At 73.7% G+C, this 25,112-nt stretch carries 24 protein-coding genes; 20 read left to right on the plus strand and 4 right to left on the minus strand.

Annotation, left to right across the window (positions count from 1 at the left end; translation table 11 throughout):
• Positions 1-36: 36 nt before the first annotated feature.
• Both FHX45_RS00175 and FHX45_RS00180 read right to left on the minus strand, forming a co-directional pair.
• Positions 37-990, minus strand: coding sequence for a TIM barrel protein (locus FHX45_RS00175; protein ID WP_167095867.1), 954 nt, complete (start codon positions 988-990; stop codon positions 37-39).
• A gap of 230 nt (positions 991-1,220) precedes the next feature.
• Positions 1,221-2,372 (minus strand): epoxide hydrolase family protein, encoded by a 1,152-nt coding sequence (locus tag FHX45_RS00180; RefSeq protein ID WP_167095869.1) that lies wholly within the window; start codon positions 2,370-2,372, stop codon positions 1,221-1,223.
• A gap of 206 nt (positions 2,373-2,578) precedes the next feature.
• On the opposite strand from FHX45_RS00180, the gene FHX45_RS00185 reads away from it, so the two are divergent.
• From FHX45_RS00185 to FHX45_RS00240, 12 genes are read left to right on the plus strand one after another with little or no spacing between them, the layout of a single operon-like run.
• Positions 2,579-3,811 carry an ROK family protein gene (locus FHX45_RS00185; protein ID WP_167095871.1) on the plus strand — a complete coding sequence of 411 codons (1,233 nt, stop codon included), beginning with the start codon at positions 2,579-2,581 and terminating at the stop codon, positions 3,809-3,811.
• Positions 3,811-5,319 carry a sugar ABC transporter ATP-binding protein gene (locus FHX45_RS00190; RefSeq protein WP_167095873.1) on the plus strand — a complete coding sequence of 503 codons (1,509 nt, stop codon included), beginning with the start codon at positions 3,811-3,813 and terminating at the stop codon, positions 5,317-5,319. The genes FHX45_RS00185 and FHX45_RS00190 overlap by 1 nt, the downstream gene beginning before the upstream one ends.
• The gene (locus FHX45_RS00195) at positions 5,316-6,347 is read left to right on the plus strand and encodes an ABC transporter permease (protein ID WP_167095875.1); all 1,032 of its coding nucleotides are present in this window, start codon (positions 5,316-5,318) and stop codon (positions 6,345-6,347) included. Before FHX45_RS00190 ends, FHX45_RS00195 begins: the two co-directional genes overlap by 4 nt.
• Positions 6,348-6,403: 56 nt before the next feature.
• Positions 6,404-7,459: a substrate-binding domain-containing protein gene (locus FHX45_RS00200; protein WP_167095877.1), complete on the plus strand. Its 1,056-nt coding sequence runs from the start codon at positions 6,404-6,406 to the stop codon at positions 7,457-7,459.
• Positions 7,440-8,645 carry a Gfo/Idh/MocA family protein gene (locus FHX45_RS00205; RefSeq protein ID WP_167095879.1) on the plus strand — a complete coding sequence of 402 codons (1,206 nt, stop codon included), beginning with the start codon at positions 7,440-7,442 and terminating at the stop codon, positions 8,643-8,645. Before FHX45_RS00200 ends, FHX45_RS00205 begins: the two co-directional genes overlap by 20 nt.
• Entirely contained in the window at positions 8,638-9,789 is a 1,152-nt protein-coding gene (locus FHX45_RS00210) for an inositol-3-phosphate synthase (RefSeq protein WP_167095881.1), read from the plus strand. Before FHX45_RS00205 ends, FHX45_RS00210 begins: the two co-directional genes overlap by 8 nt.
• A complete protein-coding gene (locus FHX45_RS00215) occupies positions 9,786-10,640 on the plus strand; it encodes an SCO3242 family prenyltransferase (RefSeq protein WP_167108125.1) in 855 nt (284 codons plus the stop codon). Before FHX45_RS00210 ends, FHX45_RS00215 begins: the two co-directional genes overlap by 4 nt.
• Positions 10,637-12,049: an EboA domain-containing protein gene (locus FHX45_RS00220; protein WP_167095883.1), complete on the plus strand. Its 1,413-nt coding sequence runs from the start codon at positions 10,637-10,639 to the stop codon at positions 12,047-12,049. The genes FHX45_RS00215 and FHX45_RS00220 overlap by 4 nt, the downstream gene beginning before the upstream one ends.
• Positions 12,049-12,924: a TatD family hydrolase gene (locus tag FHX45_RS00225; RefSeq protein WP_167095885.1), complete on the plus strand. Its 876-nt coding sequence runs from the start codon at positions 12,049-12,051 to the stop codon at positions 12,922-12,924. The genes FHX45_RS00220 and FHX45_RS00225 overlap by 1 nt, the downstream gene beginning before the upstream one ends.
• Positions 12,921-14,006 (plus strand): metabolite traffic protein EboE, encoded by a 1,086-nt coding sequence (gene eboE, locus FHX45_RS00230; RefSeq protein ID WP_167095887.1) that lies wholly within the window; start codon positions 12,921-12,923, stop codon positions 14,004-14,006. The genes FHX45_RS00225 and eboE overlap by 4 nt, the downstream gene beginning before the upstream one ends.
• On the plus strand, positions 14,003-15,397 hold the full coding sequence (locus FHX45_RS00235) for an alkaline phosphatase family protein (RefSeq protein WP_167095889.1): 1,395 nt from the start codon (positions 14,003-14,005) through the stop codon (positions 15,395-15,397). The genes eboE and FHX45_RS00235 overlap by 4 nt, the downstream gene beginning before the upstream one ends.
• Positions 15,394-16,398, plus strand: a complete 1,005-nt coding sequence (locus FHX45_RS00240) for a sugar phosphate isomerase/epimerase family protein (RefSeq protein WP_167095891.1) — start codon at positions 15,394-15,396, stop codon at positions 16,396-16,398. The genes FHX45_RS00235 and FHX45_RS00240 overlap by 4 nt, the downstream gene beginning before the upstream one ends.
• A gap of 144 nt (positions 16,399-16,542) precedes the next feature.
• On the opposite strand, the gene FHX45_RS00245 is transcribed toward FHX45_RS00240, so the two are convergent.
• Complete coding sequence (locus tag FHX45_RS00245) at positions 16,543-17,547, minus strand: 1-aminocyclopropane-1-carboxylate deaminase (RefSeq protein WP_167095893.1); 1,005 nt, start codon at positions 17,545-17,547, stop codon at positions 16,543-16,545.
• 54 nt (positions 17,548-17,601) lie between these two features.
• Positions 17,602-18,225 (minus strand): GntR family transcriptional regulator, encoded by a 624-nt coding sequence (locus FHX45_RS00250; RefSeq protein ID WP_341771635.1) that lies wholly within the window; start codon positions 18,223-18,225, stop codon positions 17,602-17,604.
• A gap of 84 nt (positions 18,226-18,309) precedes the next feature.
• Here FHX45_RS00250 and FHX45_RS00255 point away from each other — a divergent pair, with 84 nt between their 5' ends.
• From FHX45_RS00255 to FHX45_RS28270, 8 genes are all read left to right on the plus strand, one after another.
• The gene (locus FHX45_RS00255) at positions 18,310-19,479 is read left to right on the plus strand and encodes an AI-2E family transporter (RefSeq protein WP_341771286.1); all 1,170 of its coding nucleotides are present in this window, start codon (positions 18,310-18,312) and stop codon (positions 19,477-19,479) included.
• Between the two features lie 51 nt (positions 19,480-19,530).
• Complete coding sequence (locus FHX45_RS00260; RefSeq protein ID WP_167095899.1) at positions 19,531-20,106, plus strand: biotin transporter BioY; 576 nt, start codon at positions 19,531-19,533, stop codon at positions 20,104-20,106.
• Positions 20,106-21,356, plus strand: a complete 1,251-nt coding sequence (locus FHX45_RS00265; RefSeq protein WP_208405751.1) for a class I adenylate-forming enzyme family protein — start codon at positions 20,106-20,108, stop codon at positions 21,354-21,356. Before FHX45_RS00260 ends, FHX45_RS00265 begins: the two co-directional genes overlap by 1 nt.
• On the plus strand, positions 21,353-22,465 hold the full coding sequence (locus FHX45_RS00270) for a thiolase family protein (RefSeq protein ID WP_167095901.1): 1,113 nt from the start codon (positions 21,353-21,355) through the stop codon (positions 22,463-22,465). The genes FHX45_RS00265 and FHX45_RS00270 overlap by 4 nt, the downstream gene beginning before the upstream one ends.
• Positions 22,462-23,136: an energy-coupling factor ABC transporter ATP-binding protein gene (locus FHX45_RS00275; protein WP_167095903.1), complete on the plus strand. Its 675-nt coding sequence runs from the start codon at positions 22,462-22,464 to the stop codon at positions 23,134-23,136. The genes FHX45_RS00270 and FHX45_RS00275 overlap by 4 nt, the downstream gene beginning before the upstream one ends.
• Positions 23,133-23,732: a CbiQ family ECF transporter T component gene (locus tag FHX45_RS00280; RefSeq protein WP_167095905.1), complete on the plus strand. Its 600-nt coding sequence runs from the start codon at positions 23,133-23,135 to the stop codon at positions 23,730-23,732. Before FHX45_RS00275 ends, FHX45_RS00280 begins: the two co-directional genes overlap by 4 nt.
• Before the next feature lie 62 nt (positions 23,733-23,794).
• Entirely contained in the window at positions 23,795-24,571 is a 777-nt protein-coding gene (locus FHX45_RS00285; RefSeq protein ID WP_167095907.1) for an adenylate/guanylate cyclase domain-containing protein, read from the plus strand.
• A 376-nt stretch (positions 24,572-24,947) separates the two neighbouring features.
• Positions 24,948-25,073, plus strand: coding sequence for a hypothetical protein (locus FHX45_RS28270; protein WP_279588830.1), 126 nt, complete (start codon positions 24,948-24,950; stop codon positions 25,071-25,073).
• Positions 25,074-25,112: the final 39 nt, after the last annotated feature.

Below are 25,112 nucleotides of genomic sequence, written 5' to 3' on the forward strand. Positions count from 1 at the left end.
CGATGGGGATTTCGACGGGGAGGACGGGGAGGGAGATCAGCCGCGGAGCTCGGTGAGCGCCTGGTAGCTGCGCAGTGCCGCGCCGAACGAGCCGGGCGGGCTGGGCTGGGTGCTGGGGGCGGTGTCCTGCTCCCAGATGCCGTGGTAGCGGCCGCGGCCGTGGACCCGGCGCAGGAACTGGCTGTAGGGCAGGTCGCCCGCGCCGAACTCGACGATGTCGTAGCCGTTGGGGTTGGCCGGGTTCTCGTCGCCGTCCTTGAGGTGCAGCAACGGGTAGCGGTGCGGGGCGCGGGTGATGTAGTCGGCCGGGTCGAAGCCGGGGAAGCGGTACCGGCCGACGTAGGCCCAGTACACGTCCATCTCCAGGTAGACCAGGTCCGGGTCGGTGTGGTCGAAGAACACGTCGTAGAGGCGCACGTCCGGGCGGTCGGTGGCGAAGGCGAACTCGCCGGCGTGGTTGTGCTGGTAGAACTTCAGGCCACGAGCGGCGGCGGCGGCGCCGATCCGGTTGAACTCCTCGGCCGCCGCCCGGTAACCGTCCACAGTGTTCACATTGCTGGGGGCGTTGGCGGTGCCGATGTGCTCGAGCCCGAGGATCTCGGCGTTGTCCAGTTCGCCCTGGAGGTTGGTGCGGAAGTTGCCGAGCCCGACGTGGCTGCCGACCGCCTTGAGGCCGAAGTCCTTCAGCAGCTGGGCGATCTCGGGCACCGTGATCTGCCTGCCGAGGATCGAGGTGCTCTGGGTGTAGCCGGCGAACTCGATCTCCCGGTAGCCGATGCGGGACAGCTCCTCGAACACGGCGCGGAAACCGAGCTGGGAGACCTTGTCGCGGACGCTGTAGAGCTGGATGCCGATCTGGTTCTGCGGGACGAGACGACCCTGGCCGGCGGCGGCGGGCAGCGACCCGGCGAGCGCCACGGCGCTGACCGCGACGGTCGCCCCGGCCGCGGTGCGCAGGAAACCGCGGCGGTTGAACGACGAGTGGGACACGGGTTTCTCCTTCGAGCGAGTGGGAACCGACCCCCTTGCCACGTGCGCCGGTCAACGTAGGCAGCTTCCGTCGAAAGTGTCCAGAGTTTCGCATTTCGCGGAACAAAGTTCGTGCGCCGCTGCTCACCAGCGCGGTGGGCGCGCTCCTGTCCGGTGCGCCACGCGCCGGCCGGGATCACCCGGACGGCCGGCGGATGTGGTTCCGGCACGGTCTGCCGGGGAGCACATGGTCAGCGGGCCGGCCTGAGCGTCCGGAAGAACTCCCGGATGTCGGTGACCAGGAGGTCCGGGGCCTGCAACGAGGCGAAGTGCCCGCCCCGGGGATGGTTCGTCCACCGCGTGACCGTGTTGGACAGTTCCGCGAGACCGCGGATCGCCCGGTCGCCCGGGAAGTTCGCCACGGCGGTCGGCACGGGTGAGCGCGCGGGGCGGCGGCCCCACGCCTCCGGGACCGCCTCGTAGTAGAGCCGGGCGGCCGAGCCCGCGGTGCCGGTCAGCCAGAAGATCGTCACGTCGGTGAGGATGGCGTCCCGCTCGACCGGGGTCTGCTCGCTGTGGCCGGGGTCCCAGTCGGCGAACCACTCCAGGTTCCAGGCGAGTTGCCCGGCCGGGGAGTCGTTCAGCGCGTAGGCGAGCGTCTGCGGCCGCGTCGACATCTGGGTGGCGTAGCCGGAGTGGCCGTACCACCACCGCTGGTTGTCGCGGGCCCGTTCCCGCTCCGCCGCGTTCAGGGCGTCCAGCTCCGCGGGATCGATCGGGGTCGCGGCGTTCGCCAGCGCGTTGACGTGCACGCCGAGCACGTCCTCGGGCGCGATCCGGGCGAGTTCCGGGGACACGATGCTGCCGAAGTCGCCGCCCTGGGCGCCGTAGCGCCGGTAGCCCAGCCGTCGCATCAGCTCCGCCCAGGCGCTGGCGGTGCGGCGCACGCCCCAGCCGGGCTCGCGGGTCGGGCCGGAGAACGCGAACCCCGGCACCGACGGCGCCACCACGTGGAAGGCGTCCGCCGGGTCCCCGCCGTGCGCGCGCGGATCGGTCAGCGGGCCCAGGATGTCCAGCAGGTCGTACACGGTGCTGGGCCAGCCGTGCGTGATGATCAGCGGCGTCGCGTCCGGCTCGGGGGAGCGCGCGTGCAGGAAGTGCACCGTCTGGCCGTCGATCGTCGTGGTGAACTGCGGGATCCGGTTCAGCCGGGCCTCGTGGCAGCGCCAGTCGTACCCGGTCCGCCAGTAGCCGGCGAGGTCCCTCAGGTAGTCCTTGGGCACGCCGTAGGCCCAGCCTGCGCCGGGCAGCTCGTCGGGCCAGCGGGTGCGCGCCAGCCGCGCGTTGAGCTCGTCGAGGTCGGCCTGCGGCACGGCGACGCGGAACGGTCGTGGTGTGGTCATGCCCGCAGGGTGGCACGAACTGCGGACGGATTCGGGCCTGAAGCTCGTCCGGCGTCGAGCACACTTTCGGCAATCTGGTTCATAAGTAACGATCTGACTGTTACTCCTTTTGCCGGATTGTGGCAGAAGTACTCAGCCGGTCAGAGTAGGCCGGTAGTCACGAGCACTGAGATCCGGTCAGTTTCCCGACGAAGTGGAGCTCCGCGGTGCCCCCTCTCCTCGACCGGCCGCCCGACCGCGCCGGTGTCCGCCGGGCGAACCTCGCCCTGCTCGTCCGGCTCCTGCGCCGCCACGGTGCGCAGTCCCGGGCGCAGCTGTCGACCCGGAGCGGGCTGAGCAAGGCGACGGTCTCCAACCTCGTCGCCGAACTGGAGGCCCGCGCACTGGTCCAGTCCGGCGGGCGCCACGAGGGCGGGCAGGGCCGGCCCGGTCAGCTGGTGGAGCTGCGCCCGCGCGGCACCTGGGGCCTCGGCCTGGAACTGGACGCCGGCCACGTCGGCAGCACCCTCCTAGACCTCTCCGGCACCGCCACCACCCGGCGCCGCACCGCCGCCGACGTGCGTGCCCTCGGCCCCGAGCGCACCCTCGACGAACTCGCCGCCCTCGTCACCGCCGCGATGTCCGAAGTGGACGGCGGGAGCGGTGCGGGCACGGTGGCCGGGATCGCCGTCGCGGTGCCCGGCCTCGTCGGTGCCGGCACGGTCCGCGTGGCGCCCGGGCTCGGCTGGCGCGACGTCGCCCTCGCCGACGGCCTCGCCGCCCGCACCGGCCTGCCGCCGGAGCGCATCGTCGTTGGCAACGACGCCGGCCTCGCCGCCGTCGCCGAAACCGACCGGGGTAGCGCCCGCGGCTGCCCCGACGTCGTGTTCCTGCTCGGCGGCCCCGGCGTCGGCGCCGGCCTGATCGCCGGCGGCAACCTGATCCGGGCCGGCGAGGCCGGGCACCTGCCGCTCGGACCGGCCGGACGGCCGTGCGCCTGCGGTCGTCGCGGCTGCTGGCAGACCGCCGTCGGCGTCGGTGCGCTGCTGCGTGCCTTCGCCGCGCCCGGCGACCTGGTGCGTGACCCCGCCCTGGACCTGGCGCAGCGCACCTCCATCGTGCGCCGGCGCGCCCAGCAGGGCGACCGCGGCGTCCTGGACGCGCTCGCCGGGCTGGGCACCGCGCTCGGCCTGGGTATCGCGGTGCTGGCCGATCTGCTCGACCCGCGGATGGTCGTGCTCGGCGGTTACTTCGCGCCGCTGAGCGATTGGCTCGCCGAGCCGATCCGCGCCGAACTCACCGCCCGCTCGGTGACCGCCGAGGCGGGCGGGCTCCGGATCGTGCCGTCCCGGCTCGGGTTCACCGCGGTCGGCACCGGCGCGGCGCAGGCCGCGATCCGGCCCCTGCTGGACGACCCGGCGCAGGCCCCGGCCGGCGCCCCGGTGAGCGTGGAGGCGTGATGACCGAAGACCTGCTGACCATGCGCGGCATCGTCAAGACGTTCCCGGGTGTCCGGGCGCTGGACGGGGTCGAGCTGTCGGTGCGGGCGGGGGAGGTGCACTGCCTGCTCGGCCAGAACGGTGCCGGCAAGTCCACGCTCATCAAGGTGCTCGCCGGGGCGCATCAGCCGGACGCGGGCGAGATCCGCTGGCGCCGCGAGCCCGTCACGCTGTCCTCGCCGGTCACCGCGCTGCGCTGCGGCATCGCGACCATGTACCAGGAGCTCGACCTCATTCCCGCGCTGTCCGTGGCGGACAACATCTTCCTCGGCCACGAGCCCGCCCAGGCCGGTTTCACCCGTGACCGGCACGCGCGTGCCGCGGCGAGCGAGCTGCTGGCCCGGCTGGGACACCCGGAGATCCACCCCGACCGCGAGGTCGCCGACCTGTCCGCGGCCGGGCAGCAACTGGTGTCGATGGCCCGCGCGCTGGCCCACGACGCCCGGCTGATCGTGATGGACGAGCCGACCGCGGCGCTCGCCGCCGACGAGGTGGACAACCTGTTCCGCATCGTCGCCGAGCTCACCGCCACCGGGGTCGCCGTCGTCTACATCTCGCACCGGCTGGAGGAAATCCGCCGGATCGGCCACCGGGTCACCGTCCTCAAGGACGGCGCGACCGTCGCCGCCGGGCTCGAGGTCGCCGGCGTGACCACCGGCCACCTGGTGTCGCTGATGTCCGGCCGCCGCGTGGAAACCGTCTACCCGGAACGACTCGTATCCACGGTGGACAGTTCCGCGGAGCTGCTGCGGGTGGCGAACCTGACCCGGCACGGCGAGTTCGAAGACGTCGGCTTCACCCTCCGGCGCGGCGAGATCCTCGGCGTGGCCGGGCTTGTCGGCGCCGGTCGCAGCGAGCTGCTGGAGACCGTCTTCGGTGCCCGCAAACCCGACGCGGGCACCGTGCACGTGGACGGCAAACGCCTCAAGCCGGGTGACGTGCCCGCGGCCGTGGCCGCCGGGATCGGCCTGGCGCCGGAGGAACGCAAGAGCCAGGCGCTGCTGCTGGAGATGTCGGTGGCGCACAACGTGACGCTGGCCAGTCTGCCCGCCTACAGCCGGTTCGGCTTCACCGACCGCGCCCGTGAGCTCGGCGACTCGGCTGAGCGGCTGCGGCAGCTGGACCTGCGCCCGGCCGACCCGCGCCGTCCGGTGGGCACGCTCTCCGGCGGCAACCAGCAGAAGGCGGTGGTGGCGCGCTGGCTCGTGCGGGGCTGCTCGATCCTGCTGCTGGACGAGCCGACCCGCGGCGTCGACGTGGGCGCGCGGGCCGAGCTGTACCGGCTGATCCGCGAGCTCGCCGCGTCCGGGGTCGGGATCGTGCTGGTCTCCAGCGAGATGCCCGAGGTGCTCGGGCTCGCCGACCGCGTGCTCGTGCTGCGGGAGGGCCGGGTGGTCCGCGAGGCGCCCGCCGACGAGCTGACCGAAGCAGACGTGCTGAATCTGGTGATGGAGGGAAGTGCGGCATGACGAAGGACTCCTCGTCGGTGTTGCCCGAGGCCACGCAGGCCCCGCCACCCCGGGCGGCGCCGGCGGCCAGGCCCGTGCGCGGGCGGTTTCCGCTGGACGCCCGGCTGGCCGGCCTGTTCGGCGTGTTCGTCCTGCTGTGCGTGGTCGGCTGGCTGACCCGGCCGGACGCGTTCTTCACCGAGGGCAACCTGTCCACCGTGCTGCGGCTGGCCGCCGCGATCGGCGTGGTGAGCGTCGGCATGACGTTCGTGATCATCAGCGGCGGGATCGACCTGTCCGTCGGGTCGATCGTCGCGCTGTCCGGCGTGTGGGCCACGACGCTGGCGACGCAGTCGTTCGGCCCGGTGGTGATGGTGATCTGCGCGCTGGCGGTCGGGCTGGGCTGCGGCCTGGTCAACGGGGTGCTCGTCGCCTACGGCCGCGTGGTGCCGTTCATCGCCACACTCGCGATGTACGCCTCCGCCCGCGGCCTCGCCGAGCGGATCAGCGGCCGCAACACGCAGGTGGTGCGCCAGAGCGGTTTCCTCGCGTTCTTCCGCGGTGACCTGCTCGGCATCCCGGTGCTGATCTGGATGTTCGCCGCGGTGTTCGTGGTGGGCTGGGTCCTGCTCAACCGCACCACGTTCGGGCGACGCACGTTCGCCGTCGGCGGCAACACCGAGGCGGCGCGGCTGGCCGGCATCAACGTCAAGCGGCACACCGCGCTCGTCTACGGCGTGGCCGGGCTGTGCTGCGGCATCGCGGCGCTGATGGTCGTCGCGCGCACCACATCGGGTGCCTCCACCAACGGGCTGTACTACGAACTGGACGCGATCGCGGCGGTGGTCATCGGCGGCACCCTGCTCTCCGGCGGGCGCGGCACCCTGATCGGCACGCTCATCGGTGTCCTGATCTTCACCGTGCTCGGCAACATCTTCACGCTCAACAACCTCGACACCGACATCCAGAACATCGCCAAGGGCGCCATCATCGTCCTCGCCGTGCTCCTGCAGTTCCGCACCAGGCGGCGCGCCCGGCGATCCACTTAGGACCAGGTTTCCCGACCACGTCCCGACCGCTTCCCCGACGACCCCCTGGAGCTCCCATGCCCGGACCATCCTCCCTCGCCCGCCGCCGTTTCCTCACCGGTGGCGCGGCCGTCGGCGCCGGTGCCCTGCTGGCCGCCTGCACCTCCAACGAGTCCCCGCAGTCCGCGCCGCAGGCCGTCGCCGGCACCGCGGGCCAGAACGCCCAGCCCGGCAAGCACGTCACCATCGGCTTCTCCGCGCCGGCCGCCGACCACGGCTGGATGGCGGCGATGACGAAGAACGCCCGCGCCCAGGCCGGCCGCTTCTCCGACGTCACCTTCACCGCCACCGAGGGCACCAACGACGTCAACCAGCAGATCGCCCAGGTCGAGACCCTGATCAACCAGAAGGTCGACGTCCTGGTGATCCTGCCCTTCGACGGCAAGGCCCTCACCCAGGCCGGTCAGCAGGCGATGGACGCCGGCATCCCGGTGGTCAACGTGGACCGGGTGTTCGACACGCCACTGGCCTACCGCACCTGGATCGGCGGCGACAACTACCGGATGGGCGTCAACGCCGGCAACTACATCGCCGCGGAGCTGAAGCGCAAGGGCGTGGGCAACCCGGTGATCGGCGAGGTCGCCGGCATCGACTCGCTGCCGCTGACCCAGGAACGCAGCCAGGGGTTCAAGGACGCGCTGGCCAAGAACGGGTTCCGCGTCGGACCGCGCGTCTCGGCGCAGTTCACCCCGGAGAGCGGCGAGCAGATGACGGCGAACCTGCTGCAGTCGGCGAGCAGGCTGGACGCGTTGTGGAACCACGACGACGACCAGGGCATCGGCGTCCTCGCAGCGGTCGACAGCGCCCGCCGGTCGGAGTTCTTCCTGGTCGGCGGCGCCGGGTCGCGCAACATGATGGACCTGGTCAAGGCCGACAGCAGCGTCATCAAGGCCACCGTGCTCTACAGCCCGTCGATGGCGTCCTCGGCGATCGCCCTGGCCCGGCTGCTCGGCCAGGGCAAGGGCATCGGCGACCTCGCCGAGCACGAGATCCCCGCGACCGTCACGACCTACTCGGCCGTGGTGACCAAGGAGAACGTCGATTCCTATGCCGATGTCGCCTTCGACTCCTGACCCGGCGGCCACCCCGGGCGCCGTGATCGGCGTCGGCATGGTGGGGCACGCCTTCATGGGCGCCGTGCACGCCCACGCGTGGCGCTCGGTGCACCGGTTCTTCGACGTGCCGCTGGTGCCGCGGCTGGCCGTGCTCGGCGGCCGCGACCCGGAACGCACGAAGGCCGCCGCCGCCCGGCAGGGCTGGCCGGACGTGGAGACCGACTGGGCGGCCCTGATCACCCGCGACGACGTGGGCATCGTCGACATCTGCACGCCCGGGGACTCGCACTGCGAGATCGCCATCGCCGCGCTCGCGGCCGGCAAGCACGTGCTGTGCGAGAAGCCGCTGGCCAATTCGGTGGCCGAGGCCGAGGAGATGGCGGCGGCCGCGGAACGGGCGGCGCTGCGCGGGCAGCGGGCCATGGTCGGCTTCAACTACCGGCGTGTGCCGGCCATCGCGCTGGCGCGCAAGCTGGTCGCCGAGGGCAGGCTGGGCACGATCCGCCAGGTCCGGGCCGCCTACCTGCAGGACTGGCTGGCCGACCCGGCCACACCGATGACGTGGCGGCTGCGCCGGGACCGGGCCGGGTCCGGGGCGCTGGGGGACATCGCCGCGCACGCGGTGGACACCGCCCAGTTCATCCTGGGTGACCGCATCACCGGGGTGTCGGCGATGACCGAGACGTTCGTGCGGCAGCGGCCGGTGAGTGCGGCGCCGGGCAGCGCGCTGGGTGAGGTCGACGTCGACGACGTCACGGTGTTCCTCGCCCGGTTCACCGGCGGGGCGGTCGCCACCTTCGAGGCCACCCGGTTCGCGCTGGGCCGCAAGAACGCGCTGCGGGTGGAGGTCAACGGGTCGCGCGGCAGCCTGGCGTTCGACTTCGAGTCGATGAACGAGCTGTCCTTCTACGACGGTGACGCCGATCCGGCCGAGGCCGGGTTCCGCCGCATCCTGGTGACCGAGCCGGCGCACCCGTACGTGGGTGCGTGGTGGCCGCCCGGGCACCTGCTCGGGTACGAGCACACCTTCACCCACGAGATCGCCGATTTCCTGACCGCGATCGGGGAGCGGCGCGACCCGGAGCCGTCGTTCGCCGACGGGCTGCAGGTGCAGCGGGTGCTGGAGGCGGTGCAGGACAGCGCCGGCAACGGAACGTCCTGGGTCGGCGTACCAAGGTCGACCGAAAGGGTGATCGATGCCTGACCGTACTGGATTGTGGCTCATCGGCGCGCGGGGCTCCGTGGCCACGACGGCGATCAGCGGACTGCTCGCGATCCGCTCCCGCCTCGCCGCGCCGGACGGCTGCGTGACCGAACGGCTGGACGTCGCACCGGGCGTGCTGCCGGGCTGGGACGAGCTCGTCGTCGGCGGGCACGACGTGGTGGACACGCCGCTGGAGAAGAAGGCCGAGCAGCTCACCGCCGCCGGACTGCTGCCGGCCGGCCTGCTGCCGGCGATCCGGGACGGCCTGCGCGCGGTCGAGGCGGACCTGCGCCCGGTCGTTCCCGCGGGCACGCAGGCCGGGACCGCCGCGCGGCTGGCCGGCGATCTGCGGGAGTTCCGCGCCCGGCACGGGTTGTCGGCTGTCGTGGTGGTCAATGTCGCCTCCACCGAACCGCCGGCCGCGGACGTTCCGGAGCACCACGACCTCGACGCGCTCGTGGCGGCGCTGGACGAGCCGGGCCGCGAGGTCCTGCCGTCCAGCTCGCTGGCGGCCTACGCGGCGGTCTCGGCGGGTTGCCCGTTCGTGGACTTCACGCCGTCCCCCGGCATCCGGCTGCCCGCGCTCGTCGAGTTCGCCCGGCGGCAGGGACTGGCGTATGCCGGGTCGGACGGCAAGACCGGGGAGACGCTGCTGCGCTCGGTGCTCGCGCCGATGTTCGCGGCACGGGCCCTGACGGTGCGCTCGTGGGCGGGGACCAACCTGCTCGGCGGTGGGGACGGCGCGACGCTGGCCGACCCGGCGACGGCGGCCGGGAAGCTCGAGTCCAAGGCCCGCGGCCTGGCCGCCCTGCTCGGCGACGACGTGACCGCGCCGCTGCACATCGATCACGTGCCCGACCTCGGCGAGCAGAAGACCGCGTGGGACCACGTGTCCTTCGAAGGGTTCCTCGGCGCCCGGATGACCCTGCAGTTCACCTGGACCGGCTACGACTCGGCGCTGGCCGCGCCGCTGGTGCTGGATCTGGCCCGGCTCACCGCGGCCGCGCACCGGGCGGGCGAGACCGGGCCGCTGGCGCCACTGGCGTTCTTCTTCAAGGACCCGGTGGGCACCGGCGAGCACCGGTTCGCCGAACAGGCCCGGATCCTGGCCGCGTGGGCGGCGTCGCTGGGGCGGCCGGCGTGAACCCGTACGTGCAGCTGGTGCGGGCCCCGGCGGCGCTGAGCGTCCTGGGCGACACCGTGGCGGGCGCGGCGGCGGCCGGGCGTCCGCTGCGTGGGCGGCGGCTCGCGCTGCCGCTGGCGTCGGTCGCGTTCTACTGGTCCGGCATGGCGCTCAACGACTGGGCGGACCGGCGGCTGGACGCGGTGGAGCGGCCGGAGCGCCCGATCCCGTCCGGGCGGATCGGCGCGTCCCGGGCGTTCGGCGTGGCGGCCGGGCTGACCGGGGCGGGCCTGGTGTTGTCCGCGCTCGCCGGCGGCCGCGATGCCCTGACGGTCGCCGCGCCCCTCGCGGCGGCGGTGTGGGCCTACGACACCGTGCTGAAGAAGACCCCGCTCGCGCCGGTGGCGATGGCCGCGTGCCGGTCGCTGGACGTCCTGCTCGGCGCGGGCGGGCGCGCCGCGTCCCGTGCGCTGGTGCCGGCGGCCGTGCTCGGCGGGCACACGCTGGGGGTGACCGCGTTGTCGGCGGGCGAGGTGCACGGCGCGTCCCCGGCGCGGGCGGCCGGTGCCCTCGCGCTGACCTCCGTGTCGGCCGCCACGGCGGCCTCCGGCCGGGGCGGCCGCCCTGGGCAGCGCGCCGCCGCGCTGGCCGCGGCCGCCGGGTACGGGGTGAGCGTGGGAACCAGGCAGTACGCGGCCGTGCGGACGCCGACCGCGGCGGTGGTGCGGACGGCGACGGCTGCCGGCATCCACGGCATGGTGCCGTTGCAGGCGGCGCTCGCGGCCCGGCGCGGAGGTGTCCGCGGAGCCGCCCTCGTCGCGCTGGCGCTCCCGCTGGCCCGGCGGCTCGGCCGGAAAGTGAGCCCGACATGAGCGGATACCACCTCGGCTACGGCACCAACGGTTTCGCCAACCACCGGCTGGACGACGCGCTGGCGATCATCGCCGACCTCGGCTACACCGCGGTCGCGCTGACCCTGGACCACCAGCACCTCGACCCGTACGCACACGACCTGGCCGCGTGCGTGGACCGGCTCGCGGCCCGGCTGGACACGCTCGGCCTGCGATGCGTGGTGGAGACCGGCGCGCGGTTCCTGCTCGACCCGTGGCACAAGCACGAACCGACGCTGGTCAGCGAGGACGCGGACAAGCGGCTGGACTTCCTGGCCCGGGCCATCCGGGTCGCCGGGGGGCTGGGCGCGGACTGCGTGTCGTTCTGGTCCGGCGTGTCCACTGTGGACCACGACACGGCCTGGCGGCGGCTGCGCGAACGGATGCCCGCGGTGCTGGCCGAGGCGGACCGGCGCGGCGTGCGGCTCGGCCTGGAGCCCGAACCGGGCATGCTGGTCGAAACGCTGTCGGACGCGCTGCGGCTGCGCACCGAGCTCGGCGAGCCCGAGCCGCTCGGGATCACCCTGGACGTCGGGCACTGCGTCGCGGTCGAGGAGGTCGATGCGGCCACCTGCCTCCGGCGGGCCGGCGGGCTGCTGGTCAACGTGCAACTCGACGACATGCGGCCGGGCGTGCACGAGCACCTCGAGTTCGGCGACGGGGAGCTGGACCTGCCGGCCACCCTCGCCGCGCTGGACGAGATCGGCTACCGCGGCGTCGCCGCCGTCGAGCTGCCGCGGCATGGCCACGCCGCGCCGCAGGTCGCCCGCACCGCCCTGACCGCGCTGCGTGCCGCGCGGCTGGACCAGTCCTGGCTCGGGCCCGCGCAACGCCGGGTGGCGGCCGACCCGGGCGCGATCCGCACGCTGTTCCCGGCGGCCGGCCGGCACGCCGGGCGGGCACCGCTGCACCCGCACTCCGATCCGGACGGCCTGGTCCACGGCACGGCCGACGACCTCGCCCGCACCCGGCTGCTGGAAACGCTCGCCACGGTACTGCCCGCGGCGGAGTTCGCCACCGAGCTGGCCGACCTCTACCGCTACGGCGACGGCGCCGAACGGCGCGGCGTGCTGCGTGCGCTGTCCGCGGTGGGTGACCGGGCGCCGGCCACCGGCCTCGCCCTCGTCCGGGACGCCCTGCGCAGCAACGACACCGGCCTGATCGCGGCCGCGCTCGGCCCGTTCGCCGCCCGGCACCTGGACCAGCACGGCTGGCGCCACGGGGTGCTCAAGTGCCTGTTCACCGGGATCCCGGTGGCCGCGGTCGCCGAGCTGGACCGGCGGGCCGACGACGAGCTGCGCCGCATGATCACCGACTACGCCGGGGAGCGCCGGGCCGCCGGGCGCGCGGTCCCCGCCGACGCCCTCCGCCTCCTGGAAGGGGCCCGCTGATGCGCCTGTTCGATCCGCACATCCACATGACCTCCCGCACCACCGACGACTACGAGGCCATGTACGCCGCCGGCGTGCGGGCGCTGGTCGAACCCGCGTTCTGGCTCGGCCAGCCCCGCACCGGGGTGTCCTCGTTCACCGACTACTTCGACGGGCTGATCGGCTGGGAACGGTTCCGCGCCGCCCAGTTCGGCATCCGCCACCACTGCACGATCGCGCTCAACCCGAAGGAGGCCAACGACCCGCGCTGCACCCCGGTGCTCGACGTGCTGCCGCGCTACCTCGCCAAGGACGGTGTGGTCGCGGTCGGCGAGGTCGGCTACGACTCGATGACCCCGGCCGAGGACGCCGCCTTCGCCCGGCAGCTGGAACTGGCGAAGGAGCACGACCTGCCGGTCCTGGTGCACACCCCGCACCGGGACAAGCTGGCGGGCACCAGGCGCACGCTGGCCGTGGTGGCCGAGTCCGGCGTCCCGCCGGAGCGGGTTGTGGTCGACCACCTCAACGAGGTCACCGTCGGACTGGTCGAGGAGTCCGGGTGCTGGATGGGCTTTTCCATCTACCCGGACACCAAGATGGACGAGCAGCGCATGGTGGCGATCCTGCGCGAGTACGGCACCGAGCGGATGCTGGTCAACTCCGCCGCCGACTGGGGCCGCTCCGACCCGCTGAAGGTGCGCAAGACCGGCTTGGCGATGCTGGACGGCGGGTTCACCGAGTCCGATGTGGACCGGGTGCTGTGGGCCAACCCGGTGGCCTTCTACGGGCAGAGCGGGCGGCTGGTGCTCGACGAGCTGCCCTCCTTCGCCGCGGCGAAGGAGACGTTCGCGGGCAACTCGGTGCTGCGCGGCGGCCGGGACGAGGCGGTCGCGTGACACCGCTGTCCTACTGCACCAACGTCCACCCGGCCGAGGACCTGCCCGGGGTCCTCGCCCAGCTCGACGCCTTCGCCCTGCCGGTGCGGGAACGGCTCGGCGCGGACCGGCTCGGGCTCGGACTGTGGCTGGCCGCGGGCGTGGCGTCGGCGCTGGCCGCCGACCCGGCCGAGCGCAAGCGGTTGCGGGCCGAACTCGACGCGCGCGGCCTGGAGGTGGTGACACTCAACGCCTTCCCGTACGGCGGCTTCCACGACCGGGTGGTCAAGCACCAGGTCTACGATCCACGATGGACGGACCGGGCGCGGGCGGCGTACACACTGGACTGCGCGACCGTGCTGTCCGCGCTGCTGCCCGCCGAGGTGGCGTACGGCAGCATCTCGACGCTGCCGCTGGGCTGGCGCGAGCCGTGGACACCCGGGGACGACGCGGCCGCCGCCCGGCTGCTCGACGAGGTCACCGCCGGGCTGCGGGCCCAGGACCGGACCATCCGGCTCGCCGTCGAACCGGAGCCGGGCTGCGTCCTGGACACCGTGCACGACGCGGTGACCTGGCTCGCCGGACGCGTCGATCCGCAGCACGTCGGAGTGTGCCTGGACACCTGCCACCTCGCGGTGTCCTTCGCCGACCCGGCCGGGGCGGTCGCCGAGATCACCGCGGCCGGGCTGGACGTGGTCAAGGTCCAGCTGTCGGCCGCGCTGCACGTGCCCGATCCGCGGGACCCGGCCGCGCGGGAGGCGCTCGCCGCGTTCGACGAGCCGCGTTACCTGCACCAGACGCGCGAGCTGGCCGGCGGCAGCGTGCGCGCCGCCGACGACCTGGGTGAGGCGTTCACGCACCTGCCGGGGGAGGGTCCGTGGCGCGTGCACTTCCACGTGCCGCTGCACGCCCGGCCCGCGGCGCCGCTGTCCTCGACCACCGGGGTGCTCGCGGCCGCGCTCGCCGTGCTCCCGGACCGGGCGGTGCACCGGGAAGTGGAGACCTACACCTGGACGGTGCTGCCCGAAGCGCACCGGCACGACCTCGTCGGCGGGATCGCGGCGGAGCTGGCGTTCGCCGCGGGATTGGTGGAGCAGGCATGAAACCACTCCTGGTGCTCGACATCGTCGGCATGACCCCCCGGCTGCTCGACCACATGCCGAACGTGGCGCGGCTGGGGCGGCAGGGCTGGCAGGCGCAGCTGGACACCGTGCTGCCCGCGGTGACCTGCAGCGTCCAGTCCACGTTCCTGACCGGGCGGATGCCCGCGGGGCACGGCATCGTCGGCAACGGCTGGTACTTCCGCGAACTCGGCGAGGTCTTCCTGTGGCGCCAGCACAACCGGCTCGTCGAGGGCGAGAAGCTGTGGGAGAGCGCGCGCGCCGCGCACCCCGGGTACCGCGCGGCCAACGTGTGCTGGTGGTACGCGATGGGCGCCACCACGGACCTCACCGTCACCCCCCGGCCGATCTACTACGCGGACGGGAAGAAGGCGCCGGACTGCTACACCCGGCCGCCGCAGCTGCACGACCGGCTCACCGCACGGCTGGGTGAGTTCCCGCTGTTCCAGTACTGGGGCCCGACCGCGTCGATCGCCTCGACCGACTGGATCGTCGGCGCCACGTCGGCCATCCTGCGCGCCGACCGGCCCGATCTGACCCTGGCCTACCTGCCGCACCTGGACTACGACCTGCAGCGGTTCGGCCCGGACTCGCCGCAGGCACTGGCGGCGGCACGCGCGGTCGACGCGTCCGTCGCTCCACTGCTGGAACAGGCCTGCGCCGACGGGGTGGCCGTGGTGGCGCTGAGCGAGTACGGCATCACCAGCGCGCACCGGCCGGTCGACGTCAACCGGCTGTTGCGCCGCGCGGGGCTGCTCGAGGTCCACACCCAGGACGGCATGGAGTACCTGGACACGTGGACATCGCGGGCCTTCGCCGTCGCCGACCACCAGGTTGCCCACGTCTACGTCGCCGACCCCGCCGATCTCCCGCGGGTGCGCGGCCTGCTGGCCGGACTGTCCGGTGTGGACGAGGTGCTGGACAGGACCGCCCAGGCGCGGTACGGGATAGACCACGCGCGGGCGGGCGAGTTCGTGGTGACCGCGGAGCCGGACGCGTGGTTCACCTACTACTACTGGCTCGACGACGACCGCGCCCCGGACTTCGCGCGGGGCGTGGAGATCCACCGCAAACCCGGCTACGACCCGGCGGAGCTGTTCTTCGACCCGGCCGATCGGCTGGTCAAACTGAAGGCCGGGCTGAACCTGGTGCGCAAGCGGGCCGGGCTGCGGTACGCGATGAACGTGGTGCCGCTCGATCCGGCGCCGGTGCGCGGCTCGCACGGCCGCCTGCCGGACTCGCCGGCGGACGGGCCGGTGCTGCTGTGCGGTGAGGCAGGGGTGCCGGAGCGGGAGCGGCTGGCCGCGACCGAGGTGCGGGACCTGCTGCTGAGCGTGCAAGGACTCAAGGCGAGGGAAGGGAGCCGGCGATGAGCCGTCCGGTCACGTTGTTCACCGGCCAGTGGGCCGACCTGCCGTTCGAGGAGGTGTGCCGGCTCGCGGCGCAGTGGGGTTACGACGGGCTGGAGATCGCGTGCAGCGGCGACCACTTCGAGGTCGGCCGCGCGCTCGCCGACGACGACTACGTCGCGGGGCGGCACAAGATCCTGTCCTCCTACGGCTTGAAGGTGTGGGCCATTTCGAACCACCTGGTCGGGCAGGCGGTGTGCGACGACCCGATCGACGAGCGGCACCGCAACATCCTGCCCGCCCACGTCTGGGGCGACGGGGAGCCGGAGGGTGTGCGGCGGCGGGCGGCCGCGGAGATGGCGGACACCGCGCGCGCCGCGGCGAAGCTCGGGGTGAACACCGTGGTCGGCTTCACCGGGTCGAAGATCTGGAAGTACGTGGCGATGTTCCCGCCGGTGCCGCAGGAGGTCATCGACGACGGCTACGCCGACTTCGCGGCGCGGTGGAACCCGATCCTGGATGTGTTCGACGAGGCGGGTGTCCGGTTCGCGCACGAGGTGCACCCGTCGGAGATCGCCTACGACTTCTGGACGACGAAACGCGCCCTGGAGGCCGTGGGGCACCGGCCGGCGTTCGGGCTGAACTGGGACCCGTCGCACTTCGTCTGGCAGGACCTGGACCCGGTCGGGTTCATCCTCGACTTCGCCGACCGCATCTACCACGTGGACTGCAAGGACACCAAGAAGCGGTTCGACGGCCGCAACGGGCGGCTCGGGTCGCACCTGCCGTGGGCCGATCCGCGGCGCGGCTGGGATTTCGTGTCCACCGGCCACGGCGACGTGCCGTGGGAGGAAAGTTTCCGCGCGCTGAACGCGATCGGCTACGCCGGACCGGTCTCGGTGGAGTGGGAGGACGCCGGCATGGACCGGCTGCGCGGCGCGGAGGAGGCGGTGCGCTTCGTCCGCGGCCTGCTGTGGGACAAGCCCGCGTCCGCCTTCGACGCCGCCTTCCGCACCGAGCACTGACCCACCCCCACCCGCCACCAGCGGTAAACAATCCGCCGCTCCCGGCGAACACACCGCCACGAGCGGCGAACACGCCGGGTTTGGCGTGTTTGCCGCTGCGGGCATCGTGTTGGCCGCCGTGGGCGGTGGGTTGGCCGGTCCGGGTCAGCTGAACAGCGCGCTGTAGCCGTTGAGCGCGGGCTGGCCGCCGAGGTGCGCGTAGAGCACCGTCGCCTCCGCCGGGATCTCCCGGCGGGACACCAGGTCGATGAGCCCGGCCATCGACTTGCCCTCGTACACCGGGTCGGTGATCATGCCCTCGGTGCGCGCGGCGACACGCATCGCGTCCACGGTCCGCTCGTCCGGGATGCCGTAGGTGCCCGCGTGGTAGCGCTCGTCCAGCTCGACCGCCAACTCCTGCTCGACGCCGAGCAGTGACGCGGTGTGCCGTGCGATGCGGGCGATCTGGTCGCGGGTCGCCGCCGGCTCGGCGGAGCCGTCGATGCCCAGGACGCGCCGCGGGCGGTCCTCGCCCAGCGCGGCGAATCCGGCGATCATCCCGGCCTGCGTGGAACCGGTCACCGAGCAGACGATGATCGTGTCGAAGTGCACGCCCAGCTCGCGCTCCTGCTCGGCCACCTCGGCGGCCCACCGCGCGAAGCCGAGCCCGCCGAGCGGGTGGTCGGACGCGCCGGCCGGGATGGCGTACGGCTTGCCGCCGCGCTCGCGGATCTCCGCCAGCGCCTGCTCCCAGCTCTCCTTCACCCCGATGCCGAACCCGGCCCGCACCAACCGCACCTCGGCGCCCGCCAGCCGGCTGATCAGGATGTTGCCGACCTTGTCGTAGACGGCGTCCGGCCAGTCGACCCAGCTCTCCTGCACCAGCACGCACTTGAGTCCGGTCCGCGCCGCGACCGCGGCGACCTGGCGGGTGTGGTTGGACTGCACACCGCCGATCGACACCAGCGTGTCGCAGCCCTGCGCGAGTGCGTCCGCGACGAGGTACTCCAGCTTGCGGGTCTTGTTGCCGCCGAAGGCGATGCCGGAGTTGCAGTCCTCGCGCTTGGCCCAGATCCCGGCGCCGCCGAGGTGCGCGGTCAGCCGGTCCAGCCGGTGCACCGGCGAGGGGCCGAACAGCAGGGGATGGCGCGCGAACGATTCGAGGGACATGGCGGCTCCATTCCGGTGCGGGAGTCCGGGCTCGTGAGCGCGGAACTCGCGGGGTCAGTCGGCGAGGTCTTCCAGCTCCCGCCAGATCTCGGTGGTGACGGCGGTGGCCGCGGCCGCGTCGCGTGCCCGGCAGGCGGCGATCAGGCGGTCGTGCAGCTCGACCGACTGCTGCCCGGCTGCGGCGCTGAACCGCAGTCGCTCCAGCCGCCGGATCAGCGGGGTGTAGCGGTCGATGGTCGCGGCCACCGCGCGGTTGCCGCAGGCCCGGACGAGGACGTCGTGCAGTTCGTCGTCCGCGCGCAGGGCGGTGTCGACGTCCCCGGCACGGGCGGCGGTGGCGAAGCGGTCGTTGGCCGCCGCCATCGCCGCGCAGTCGGCGCCGGTCAGCAGGGGGACCGCGGTGCGCGCGGCCAGTTCGTGCATCGCCCGGACCACCGCGGCCGCGTCGCGTACGTCGCGGGAGAGCAGGGGAGTGACGCGAGTGTGGCTCTGCGGCTTGGTCTCGATCAGGCCCTCGTCGGCCAGCCGGGCCAGCGCGTCACGCACCGGTGCCCGGGACAGGCCCAGCTCCTCGGCCAGGTCGGCGTCGCGCACCACGCTGCCGGGGGCGAGATCGCCGCGCACGATCGCATCCCGGATCACCTGGTGCGCGGTCTCGCGCAGGAGGGTCCGCCGCACTCGTTCCACATTGACATGTTAGATGTCAATCACCGGTGGCGCCAGCCCGGTTTCACCACGCGCTTCCCGGGCTATTCGCCCGGCGTGGCGGCCTCAGCAGCGGGTGCGGGCGGATCGGACGAGCTCGTCGGGCAGCGCCGGGACGCGGTCCCGGGCCCGGTCGCCGACGCCGAGGCACTCGCCGAGCGGATCAGCAGCGCGGATCACCCGCTGGGCCCGCACGGCAGGCCGGTGAACAGGCGCTCGCCGTTCTTCGTCGGCATGGCCGCCGCCGCCGGAGCCGCCGTCACCGCCGGCGGCGTGTGGTTTCTCCTCATCGCGAGCAGCACCCTGCTGCTGATCGGCGTCGCGTTGTTCGTCGCGATCGGACTGGAGCCCGTGGCGGCCTGGCTCGTGCGCCGCGGCCTGCCGCGGCCGCTGGCCGTCGCGATCATCGTGCTCGGCGGTCTCGGCCTGGCCGCCGGCTTCTTCGCCGCGCTGATCCCGCCGCTGGTCGACCAGGCCGGCCGGTTCATCCACCAGGCCCCGCAGTACCTGGCGCGGCTGAGCGATCGCAGCTCGTGGCTCGGCCAGGTCAGCGACCGGTTCCAGCTCCAGCAACGGCTCCAGAGCACGTTCCGCAACCCCGACCCGTCCCTGATCAACGGGCTCCTCGGCAGCGGCCGCGCGGTGCTGGGCACCTTGACCGACACGCTGATCGTGTTCGTGCTGACGATCTACTTCCTCGCCGACTTCCCGCGGCTGCGCGCCACGCTCTACCGCTTCGTGCCGCACACCCGGCGCCCGCGGGCGATCCTCCTCGGCGACGAGATCTTCACGAAGGTCGGCGCGTACGTGCTCGGCAACGTGGTCATCTCGGTCGTCGCCGGGGTGCTCGGCTTCATCTGGTTCACGATCTTCGGCATCCCGTACCCGGTGCTGCTGGCGCTGCTGCTCGCCGTGCTCGACCTGATCCCGGTGATCGGTTCGATCATCGCGGGCGTCGTGATCAGCCTGGCCGCGCTGAGCGTGTCGTGGCCGGTGTGCTGGGCCACGGTCGGGTTCTTCGTCGCCTACCGGTTCGCCGAGGACTACCTCCTGACGCCGAAGATCATCGGGCGGTTCGTGCGGGTGCCGGCGCTGGTCACCGTCGTCGCGGTGGTGCTCGGCGGGGTGCTGCTGGGGATCGTCGGCGCGCTGGTCGCGATCCCGGTGGCCGCCGCGGTGCTGTTGCTCGTGCGGGAGATCGTGTTCCACAGGATGGATCACAGCTGAATGTGACCTGCGTCTTTCCCGCCGCCGCGCGGCGGGGGTTACCGTTCCCGCGTGCCAGCACCACGCGCCACTCTCCCCGCCGGTGACCTCGCCCGCACGGTCGTGTTCGCCGCCTTCATCGCCGTGCTCGGGCTCTTCCCGGGCCTGTACGTCGGCGGCTCCGCCGTGCCGATCGTGCTGCAGAACGCCGGACCGCTGCTCGCCGGGTGCGTGCTCGGCGCACGCCGCGGCACCGCGTCGGTCGTGTTGTTCCTGGCGCTGACCGCGATCGGGCTGCCGCTGCTGTCCGGCGGTCGCGGCGGGATCGCGCCGTTCGTCGGGCCCAGCGGCGGTTTCCTGGTCGGCTGGATCCCGTCCGCGCTGCTCGCGGGCCTGATCGTGGCGCGGTTCAAGCGCGCGAACCTGCCCGTCCTGTTGCTCGCCGCCGCGGCCGGCCTGCTCGTCGACTACGTGTTCGGCATCGCCTACCTCGGTGTCTACCTGGGCAACCTGGGCACCGCCGCGGTGCAGTCGCTGGTGTTCGTGCCCGGCGACGTGGCGAAGGTCGTCGCGGTCGCCCTGATCGCCGCCGTGGTGCACCGCGCCCTGCCCGGCAAGCTGGTGGGATCGGCGTCCCGGAGCGAATGATGTCCCCGGTGACCGGCGGCGTGGTGCCGGACGCGCGCGCCCACGGCGCGGCCCGGTGGCTGGCCGAGCGGGGCGTCGGCGAGCACTCCCGGGTCGCGCTGGACGTGCCGGACGTGCTCCCGTGGTTCCTCGGTGCCGACCTGCTGGGCGCCGCGGCACTGGTGGTCGAACCGTCCTGGACGCCGCGGGAGCGGGCCGCGGTGCTCGCCGCCGCCGGCCCCGACCTGGTGGTCACCGGCGTGGCCGCGCCACCCGGCGAGCCGGTGGCGCCGGCCGGCTCGGGCGGGACGTTCTTCTACCTCGCGACGACGTCGGGCAGCAGCGGCAGTCCCAAGGTCCTCGTCCGCACCCGCGACTCTTGGCTGCGCAGCTTCGCCGCGCTCGGGCCGCTGCCCGGGCCGGTCCTCGCGCCCGGGCCGCTCAGCTCGTCGTTGTTCCTGTTCGCCGCGCTGCACGGGCTGTGGTGCGGGCAGCAGGTGACGACGTTGCCGCGCTGGGACGCCGAAGCCGCCGCTCGCGCCGGGGCCGCGACCGTGCACCTCGTGCCGGCCATGCTGTCGGCGCTGCTGTCGGCATTGGAACGGCGCGGCGGACCCGGCACGCTGCGGACGGTGGTGTGTGGTGGCGCGCACCTCGGTGACGAGGTCCGCGCCCGGTTCGCACGCGTGCTGCCGGACGCCGAGCTGATCGAGTACTACGGCTCGGCGGAGCATTCCCTGATCGCGATCCGCCGCGGCGACGGCGGTCTGCGCCCAGTTCCGGGCGTTGACCTCCAGGTGCGCGACGGGGTGCTGTGGGTGCGCTCGCCGCTGGCCTGCTCCGGGCAGCTCATCGACGGGGACCTGCGCCCGTCGGGCGGTTGGTCCACGGTGGGTGATCTCGTCGAGTTCGACGCCTCAGGTGCGCTGGTGGTGCGCGGCCGGGCCGGATCCGTGGTGTCCAGCGGCGGGCGCCTGGTCCCCGCCGAGGAGGTCGAGGCCGTGCTGCGGAGCGCGCCGGGCGTCGACGACGTGCTCGTCACCGGCACCCCGCACCCGCGGTTCGGTGAGCTGGTCACCGCGATCGTGGAAGGCCGGCCGCGGCTGCGTGACCTGCGGGCGGTCGCGCGCGCGGGGCTGGCTCCGGCGTACCGGCCGCATCGCTGGCTCGTCGTCGCGGAGCTGCCGCGGACCCCCTCCGGCAAACCGGCTCGCGCGCTCGTCGCGGACCAGCTCGCCGGCGGCACGTTCCCCGCGGAGCCGCTGACATGACCACGCCGGTGGTGGTCGCCGCCCGGCGCACCGCGATCGGCACCGCGTTCGGTGCGCTGCGCGGCGTCGGCGCCGACGAGCTGGCCGCGCCCGTGCTGCGCGCCGCACTCGACGACGCCGGCCTGGACACCGTCGACGACGTGGTGCTGGGCAACGTGTTCGGCCCCGGGGGCAACGTCGCGCGGGTCGCCGCGCTGCGCGCGGGTCTGGGTGCCGGGGTGCCCGGGGTGACGATCGACCGGCAGTGCGCCAGCGGCCTCGCCGCGATCACCCTGGCCGCCGCGATGATCCGCGCGGGGGAGGGCGAGGTCTACCTCGCCGGCGGCGTGGAAAGCGCCTCGACCGCGCCGTTCCGCGCCTGGCGCGTGGACGGCAGCACCGAGCCGGGGGAGTTCTACACGCGGGCACCGTTCGCCCCCGCCGAGATCGGCGACCCGGACATGGGCCCGGCCGCGGACCTGGTGGCGGCGCAGGCGGGCATCTCCCGGCAGCGGCAGGACGCCTTCGCCGCGCGCAGCCACGCCAGGGCCGTCGCGGCGCAGCGCGCCGGCCGGTTCGACGCGGAAATCGTGCCGGTGCGCGGGGTGGTGCGCGACGAGCGCCCGCGCGCGAACTTCACCGCGGACCGGCTGGCCCGGTTCCGGCCCGCGTTCACGCCGGACGGCACGGCGACGGCGGCCAACTCGTGCGGCATCAACGACGGCGCGGCGGCCGTGCTGATCGTCAGCGAGCGGGTGTGGCGGCGGCTCGGGGTGCCCGGGTTGCGGCTGACCGGGTCCGCGACCTCGGCGGTGGACCCGAACCGGCTCGGGCTGGGTGCGGTGCCGGCGATGAGGCGCGTGCTGGACCGGACGCCGGACGTGGTGGAATTCAACGAGGCGTTCGCCGGGCAGGCACTGGCCTGCCTGGACGCGGCCGGTGTCGACGAGCGGATCGTGAGCCCGGACGGCGGCGCGATCGCGCTCGGGCACCCGTGGGGGGCCTCCGGCGCCGTGCTGGTCGTGCGGCTGTTCGGCACACTGGTGCGGCGGCGCGCGGGCGGATGCGGCCTGGCCGCGTTGTCCGCGGGCGGCGGCGTGGGCGTGGCGACGATGTGGGAGACCGGATGATCGAGTTCGACGGCGTCGGGCACCGCTACGGCGAGCGGGTGGTACTGTCCGATGTGGATCTGCGGATCCCGCAGCGGCGGGTGGCGTTCGTGGGCGCCAACGGGTCCGGCAAGTCGACCCTCGCGCGCATGATCAACGGCCTGGTCACCCCGGTGTCCGGCCGGGTGCTGGTCGACGGCCTGGATCCGGCGCACGAGGGCCGGGCGGTGCGGCGGCGGGTCGGGTTCCTGTTCACCAACCCGGACAGCCAGATCGTGATGCCCACCGCCGGGGAGGACGTGGCCTTCTCGTTGCGCCGGAGTGGACTGTCTACAACGGAGCGTTCCCGGCGGGCCGCGGAGGTGCTGGAGCGGCACGGCCTCGGCGGGTACGCCGACCACCCGGCGCACCAGCTCTCCGGCGGGCAGAAGCAGCTGCTGGCGTTGTGCGCGATGCTGGTGCTGGAGCCGGACATCCTGGTCTGCGACGAACCCACCACACTGCTGGACCTGCGCAACAAGCGGCGCTTCGCCGAGACGCTCGCCGGGCTGGATCAGCAGGTGGTGCTGGTGACGCACGACCTGGACCTGCTGGCGGGTTTCGACCGGGTGGTGGTGCTGGACGCGGGCCGGGTGGTGGCCGACGACGAGCCGGAACCGGCGATCGCGCACTACCGGAAGCTGATCGCGTGAACACCTGGTACGAACCGGGTACGAGCCCGGTGCACCGTGCCCCGGCGGGCGTGAAGTTCGGGCTGCTGCTGGTGCTCGCGGCGGTGGTCTTCGTGCTGCGGTCCCCGTTGTGGCTCGGGGTGCTCTGCGGTGCGGCGCTGGCCGGGTACGTGCTGGCGCGGGTGTCGTGGCGGCGGTGCCGGGGGCTGCTGCGGTCGGCCGGGCTGCTCGTGGTGGTGGTGTTCGCGTTGCAGTGGTGGCTGCTCGGCCTCGAACCGGCGGTGGTGGTGTGCCTGCGGATCGTCGCCGCGCTGGCCGCCGCGAACCTGGTGACCATCACCACACGGGTGGCGGACCTGATCGCCGCGATCGAGCGCGGGCTCGGCCCGCTGCGGCGGTTCGGGGTGCGGCCGGAGCGGCTCGGTCTGCTGGCCGGCCTGACGCTCCAGGCGGTCGCGGCGCTGACCGCCATCGCGGGTGAGGTCCGCGAAGCGGCCAAGGCGCGCGGGGCGGACCGGTCGGTGGTCGCGTTCACCGTTCCGTTCCTGGTACGCACCCTGCGGCACGCCGACGAGCTGGGGGAGGCGCTGGCCGCACGCGGTGAGGGCGACCGCTGAACCCGGCCCGCCGCGCGGATTCCGCCTGCGGCGGCTGATCGCCCGGCCACTATCCTGGGCCGGTGACCGACGAGGCCCCCGGCGACCGCCGCAGCAGGCTCGGCCAGGCGCTGCGCGAGGTCGACCGGCACGAGAGCCTGCTGCGCACCGCGCGGTTCGTGCGGCGGCTCGCTCCCGGCGACAGCGAGATGGGCGATCCGCTGTCGACCGCGGGCCGGCTGCCGTCGCACCGGCTGGCCCGCGCTCTGGCCGGCACCGCGGAGCCGAGCGTGCTCCGTGAGCTCGGCCTGACCGCGGTGCAGGTGTGGCAGGCGTTCACCGCGTCGCGGCGCGCCACCGAGACCGCCGGGATCACCATCCTGTTCACCGACCTGGTCGGTTTTTCCACGTGGGCGCTGGACGCCGGGGACGACGCGGCGCTGCGGCTGCTGCGTGAGGTCGGCCGCGTCTGCGAGCCGGAGATCACCCGCCGCGGCGGCCGGATCGTCAAACGCCTCGGCGACGGGCTGATGGCGGTGTTCGCGGATCCCGCCGCGGGTGTCGAGGCCGCGGTGGCGGCGTGTGCGCGGGTGGCGGAGCTGGAGATCTCCGGGCACCGGCCGAGCCTGCGGGCCGGTCTGCACGCCGGCACCCCGCGCAAACTGGGCCACGACTACCTCGGTGTGGACGTCAATGTGGCGGCGCGGGTGGCCGACGCCGCGGCGGGCGGCCAGGTGCTGATCTCCGCTCCGGTGCGCGAGGCCCTGGACCCGCAGCGGTTCCCGGTGCGCCGCAAGCGCCGGTTCCGCGCCAAGGGCACGCCGCGCGACTTGGAGATCTTCGCCGTCGAGCCGGGGTAGCACGCAGCCACTGTCCAACATGGACTTGCCTCTGGTGCGGCCTCGTGGACCGGCCATTCCGTCGTGCGGCTGTGCACACCCGCTCCATCGCCGGTGCGGTGCCCGGCACGTGGGCCATTGGTTGCCCGGCATGCCGGGCGACGTGGCGACCGGTTCGTGCGCCGTGCCGGGCACGGCGCACGAGTGCGTGGATTCCCCGTCCCGGGGGCGCCGCACTCCTCTGTGGACGTCGCCGGTCCCCGCGCCCGGTATCCCCCGTTCTTGGGATTTCGCGTGGCGGCTGCCGGTGGACGCGTGCTAATTTCCGACCTCGCGTGGGCGTACACGACGCTGGAGGGGAACGTATGTGTGCCGAGCCGGACCCGTGGGGCGCCCGATGAGCGACCGCACCCCCATCTTCGACGACGTCGTCGCCGCGATCGGGCTGGACTGGGCCGACGTGCAGGGTGGTGACGAGGCCCGGCCGGCCGCTGAGGACGCCGCGGAGGAGGTCGTCTCGTGACCCGGCAGGGGTCCGATCGCGTGGAATCGGCCGTTGCGG

Origin of the sequence: Amycolatopsis granulosa, from assembly GCF_011758745.1 — a bacterium.
Classification (GTDB): Bacteria; Actinomycetota; Actinomycetes; order Mycobacteriales; family Pseudonocardiaceae; genus Amycolatopsis_E; species Amycolatopsis_E granulosa.

What these genes read in the sequence shown, in the direction of transcription:
- FHX45_RS28270 (WP_279588830.1), top strand. Translation starts at nt 24,948, where the DNA reads ATGAGCGACCGCACCCCCATCTTCGACGACGTCGTCGCCGCGATCGGG.
- FHX45_RS00270 (WP_167095901.1), top strand. Translation starts at nt 21,353, where the DNA reads ATGACCACGCCGGTGGTGGTCGCCGCCCGGCGCACCGCGATCGGCACC.
- FHX45_RS00275 (WP_167095903.1), top strand. Translation starts at nt 22,462, where the DNA reads ATGATCGAGTTCGACGGCGTCGGGCACCGCTACGGCGAGCGGGTGGTA.
- FHX45_RS00190 (WP_167095873.1), top strand. Translation starts at nt 3,811, where the DNA reads ATGACCGAAGACCTGCTGACCATGCGCGGCATCGTCAAGACGTTCCCG.
- FHX45_RS00235 (WP_167095889.1), top strand. Translation starts at nt 14,003, where the DNA reads ATGAAACCACTCCTGGTGCTCGACATCGTCGGCATGACCCCCCGGCTG.
- FHX45_RS00200 (WP_167095877.1), top strand. Translation starts at nt 6,404, where the DNA reads ATGCCCGGACCATCCTCCCTCGCCCGCCGCCGTTTCCTCACCGGTGGC.
- FHX45_RS00180 (WP_167095869.1), bottom strand. Translation starts at nt 2,372, where the DNA reads ATGACCACACCACGACCGTTCCGCGTCGCCGTGCCGCAGGCCGACCTC.
- FHX45_RS00265 (WP_208405751.1), top strand. Translation starts at nt 20,106, where the DNA reads ATGTCCCCGGTGACCGGCGGCGTGGTGCCGGACGCGCGCGCCCACGGC.
- FHX45_RS00240 (WP_167095891.1), top strand. Translation starts at nt 15,394, where the DNA reads ATGAGCCGTCCGGTCACGTTGTTCACCGGCCAGTGGGCCGACCTGCCG.
- FHX45_RS00195 (WP_167095875.1), top strand. Translation starts at nt 5,316, where the DNA reads ATGACGAAGGACTCCTCGTCGGTGTTGCCCGAGGCCACGCAGGCCCCG.
- FHX45_RS00220 (WP_167095883.1), top strand. Translation starts at nt 10,637, where the DNA reads ATGAGCGGATACCACCTCGGCTACGGCACCAACGGTTTCGCCAACCAC.
- FHX45_RS00205 (WP_167095879.1), top strand. Translation starts at nt 7,440, where the DNA reads ATGTCGCCTTCGACTCCTGACCCGGCGGCCACCCCGGGCGCCGTGATC.
- FHX45_RS00210 (WP_167095881.1), top strand. Translation starts at nt 8,638, where the DNA reads ATGCCTGACCGTACTGGATTGTGGCTCATCGGCGCGCGGGGCTCCGTG.
- FHX45_RS00245 (WP_167095893.1), bottom strand. Translation starts at nt 17,547, where the DNA reads ATGTCCCTCGAATCGTTCGCGCGCCATCCCCTGCTGTTCGGCCCCTCG.
- FHX45_RS00225 (WP_167095885.1), top strand. Translation starts at nt 12,049, where the DNA reads ATGCGCCTGTTCGATCCGCACATCCACATGACCTCCCGCACCACCGAC.